The 3,826-nt window shown below is 65.1% G+C and carries 4 protein-coding genes; 1 reads left to right on the top strand and 3 read right to left on the bottom strand.

What is annotated here, in order from left to right; genetic code table 11:
- Positions 1–59: 59 nt before the first annotated feature.
- The 3 genes from EOB59_RS23195 to EOB59_RS23185 form a co-directional block, all read right to left on the bottom strand.
- Positions 60–626, bottom strand: coding sequence for a DUF6101 family protein (locus tag EOB59_RS23195; protein WP_127328402.1), 567 nt, complete (start codon positions 624–626; stop codon positions 60–62).
- Positions 627–812: 186 nt separating this feature from the next.
- A complete protein-coding gene (locus tag EOB59_RS23190) occupies positions 813–2,243 on the bottom strand; it encodes an FAD-binding oxidoreductase (RefSeq protein ID WP_128289319.1) in 1,431 nt (476 codons plus the stop codon).
- Between the two features lie 9 nt (positions 2,244–2,252).
- Positions 2,253–3,227, bottom strand: coding sequence for an L-threonylcarbamoyladenylate synthase (locus EOB59_RS23185; RefSeq protein WP_127811016.1), 975 nt, complete (start codon positions 3,225–3,227; stop codon positions 2,253–2,255).
- Positions 3,228–3,419: 192 nt separating this feature from the next.
- Between EOB59_RS23185 and EOB59_RS35695 the strand changes: the two genes are divergently transcribed.
- The coding region (locus EOB59_RS35695; protein WP_206622067.1) for a hypothetical protein at positions 3,420–3,826 on the top strand (407 nt) is incomplete at its 3' end.

Genomic DNA, 3,826 nt, shown 5'->3' with positions numbered 1-3,826 from the left:
CGCTGCCCCTCATCGCCCTGCCGGGCACTTCTCCCCGTATAGTGACGGGGAGAAGAAGGCTAATCCCTCGAAATAATCTCCTGGCCGTCGATGACCAGCCTGAGACCGAGGGCGCCGGCCCTGCGGCGAGCGAGGAAACGCGGGCGGCGCGTGTTCGAAATCCGCCCCTTGCGCCGATCCTGCGGCGGCAGCGTCTTGATGGCGGCGCCGAGCGATTCTTCCAGGGTGCGGGCAACACCGTCCGATTCGATCAGCAGCATCGGCAGACGGTAAGCGTCGGCCCAGGCGCGCCAGTCGGCGGCGACATCGTCGAGATCGTCGGCCACCAGCAGCGGCACCGACAGCATCGGGTCGTTGTGCAGGAGTTCCAGGGTCACCGTGACATTGCCGTCCGGGTCTTCCATGGCGCGGGCGGCAACGCCGCGGAACGCATTGGAGGGCAGAACGATGATCGCGGGCAGGCCGCTCATCTCGAGCAAGCGGCGGATCACGGCGCCGCGCTGGTCGATGGTGAAGGTTACATCGCCGTAGTCGTCGCGAGTCGCGTAGCTCACCACTTGCGGCAGGCGAAATGGGTCGAGACGCATGTTGCGTCCCGCCCAGACTGGCTTCAGTCCGGTGTTCATAGAGTGGCCTTCCTGTCTGTCTCCTGAGAGCCGGTGTCCGGTTCTCTCCGGGCCGGTTTTTCCAGCCTCGTTTGTATTGAGACAGTAGCGCGGGCTCCTTACCGCCCCGCTTAAGAAAGTCGGTTAAATTTTGCTGATCTCAGGGATGGTTATCGGAATCCCACCAGCCGCAACTTGTCGAAAGGTTCAGATAACCTTACCCGGATTCATGATGCCGGCCGGGTCGAAAGCGGCCTTCACCCTTCGCATCAGATCGATCGCCATTGGCGGCGCGGTGGCGATCAGTTCGTCGCGCTTCAACTGGCCGATGCCATGCTCGGCCGAGATCGAACCGTGCAGGCTGCGCACCACATCGTGCACCGCCTTGTTCATGGGGTGATAGAGAGCGAGGAACGCCTCATCATCGCCGTCGACGGGCCGCGAAATGTTGTAGTGGAGATTGCCGTCGCCCATATGACCGAAGCAGACCACGCGGGCGCCTGCACTTACCGACGCCACGGCGCCGGCGGCTTCTTCGATGAAGCGCGGGATCGATGCAATAGGCACCGAAATGTCGTGCTTAATCGAGGCGCCTTCCGGCTTCTGCGCCTCGGGCAGCAGCTCGCGGAAATTCCAGAAGGCATCCCCCTGCCCGAGGCTCGCCGCAATGACGGCGTCGCCGACGAATTCCTGTTCAAGGCCGGCCGAGAGCACGTCCTCGATCAACGCCCGCGAATCCTCCGACGAACGGCCTGATGAAATCTGCATCAGCACATACCACGGCCAGTCCTCGATCAGCGGCCGCACCACGCCCTGGGCATGCGCCAGCGTGAAATCATATGGCCGTCTGCCGATCAGTTCGAAAGCGGTGAGTGCTGCCCCGGCACGGTCCATGGCCAGGCTGAACAGCGAAAGTGCGGCCTCGGGCGACGACAGGCCGGCGAAGGCGACTTCGCGCCCCTTCGGCTTCGGGAACAGCTTGAGCACGGCGGCGGTGATGACGCCGAGCGTGCCTTCGGCACCGACGAACAGGTTTTTCAGATCGTAGCCGGTGTTGTCCTTCTTCAGCTTGCGCAGATCGTCGAACACCTCGCCGGTCGGCAGCACCACCTCGACACCGAGACAGAGTTCGCGCGCATTGCCATAGGCAAGCACGCCGGTGCCGCCGGCATTGGAGGAAAGATTGCCGCCGATCTGGCAGGAGCCCTGCGCGGCCAGCGACAGCGGGAACAGCCGGTCGGCGGCGTCGGCTGCCTCCTGCAGCGTCTGCAGGATGACGCCGGCCTCGACCGTCACGGTGTTGGACAGGACGTCGATCTCGCGGATGCGGTTGAGCCGCGACAGCGACAGGACGATTTCGCGCCCGGACCTGTCCGGCACCTGCGCGCCGACCAGCCCGGTGTTGCCGCTTTGCGGCACGATCGGCGTTCCCGTCTCCGTCGCCAGCCGCATGATCCGGCTGACTTCGTCGACACTGCCCGGGCGCAGCACCAGCGATGTCGCGCCGTGCCAGAGCCCGCGCCGCTCAATGAGGTAAGGCGCGATATCGCGCTCGTCGCGGAGCGCATATTTGTCGCCAACGATCGCCGCGAAGCGATCGATGAGAGCGGAATCGAGTGTCTCTATGATTTCGGTCATGGGGGAAAACTATGGTGTGGGCTGCGTGATGTCACGAGGGGCGGCGGCACGCGACAGCCGATCGTTGATGGCTTCACCGAGCCCGTCGAAGGGAATACGCTCGACGGCGATGGTCCGCGCGCCGCTGCGGTCGAGTTCCTGCATATAGGCGAACAGATTGCTCGCCGCTTCGCGCAGGTCCCCGGTTTCGGACAAATTGAGGAAGGCTTCGGCGCGGCGCCAGCCTTGTGCCCTCTGACCGCCGAAGCCGAGCAAAGCCTCGCCCTCGCCGACCGCGCCGGCATTGAGCCGCATCGCGGCACCCGGCGCGTAGTGCGAGGCGAGCATGCCCGGCGCCTCGACGCCGGCGGCACCGCCGCGCAACAATTCCATGCCGATGGCCGCCTCGATCTCCTCGGCGGCGATGCCGCCGGGCCTCAGCAGCCGCATTCTGTCCCCTTCGGCCTTGACAATGGTCGATTCCAGCCCGATCGGCGTCGCGCCGCCATCGACCACCAGCTTTATGCGCGTGCCGAGATCCGCCGCTACCGCTTGCGCGGTCGTTGCGCTGATTTTGCCGGATGAATTGGCGCTGGGCGCTGCAAGCGGGCGGCCGAGCCTGGCGATCAGCTCGCCGCCAAAGCCCCTCGGCATGCGCAAGGCAATCGTATCGAGCCCGGCGGTGACCAGCGGATGGATGCCGTTGCCGGGCCGTTGCGGCAGCACCAGCGTCAGCGGACCTGGCCAGAATGCCAGCGCCAGTTTCCTGGACAGCGGATCGAACAACGCGAGGCGCTCTGCCATCGCCATATCCGCGACATGGGCGATCAGCGGATTGAAGCGCGGGCGCCCCTTGGCTTCGAAGATGCGCGCCACGCCGATGCCGTTGGTGGCGTCGCCGGCCAGCCCGTAGACGGTTTCCGTCGGGATGGCGACGACATCGCCTTCCATGAGCAGCGCCAGCGCCCGCTCCAGCGCCTCGCCCGAGCCAAGTATTTCAGCCACTCTCGTCACCTCACAGATGCGGGGTGCGTAGTACGATGGCGGCCGTTGGGCAAGTCGGCTGTTGGGTAACCGATTGTTGGCGAGCAGGAGCATTGGCGATTTATCAATCCCTAAAATGCTATGTTTCCACGAAAGCCGGCATCAATTCCGGCCTGCTATCGAAGAGCTTCTGGGCAAAGGGGAGCGACATCAGTGCCTGCGCGTATCCTGCTGGGTATCATTCTTGCTGTTGCGGCCGGCGAAGCCCAGGCGTCATCCCTGGTTTTTCCAGGCGCGCCATCCTCCACACCATCGATCGTCAGGATCGGCGCTCCCAACCAGCCTAGAACCGCCGATGCAGTCAAAGCCAGCGATGCGCGATCGGTGGTGGCAATAGGGGAAACGCCGCCCGACGTCGCCGATGAAAAAGTGGCGGCGATCCCGGACAAGCCCGCGACCGGACACGGCTTCCAGCCAGGCCCGATGGTCATTCGTGGCGGCGTTACCGGTCCCGATTTCCCTGCACCGGCGCCAACCGCTGCACCAGCGACCGGTGCCGCGCCGGCCGCTGGTGCAGCGCCGGCAACGGCCACCGCCTCCGCAGCCCCCTCAGGGAACGT

Source organism: Mesorhizobium sp. M7A.F.Ca.MR.176.00.0.0 (assembly GCF_004023165.1).
GTDB lineage: Bacteria > Pseudomonadota > Alphaproteobacteria > Rhizobiales > Rhizobiaceae > Mesorhizobium.
Note: the sequence above shows the minus strand (reverse complement) of the source record. Positions and strands in the feature narration are given on the sequence as shown.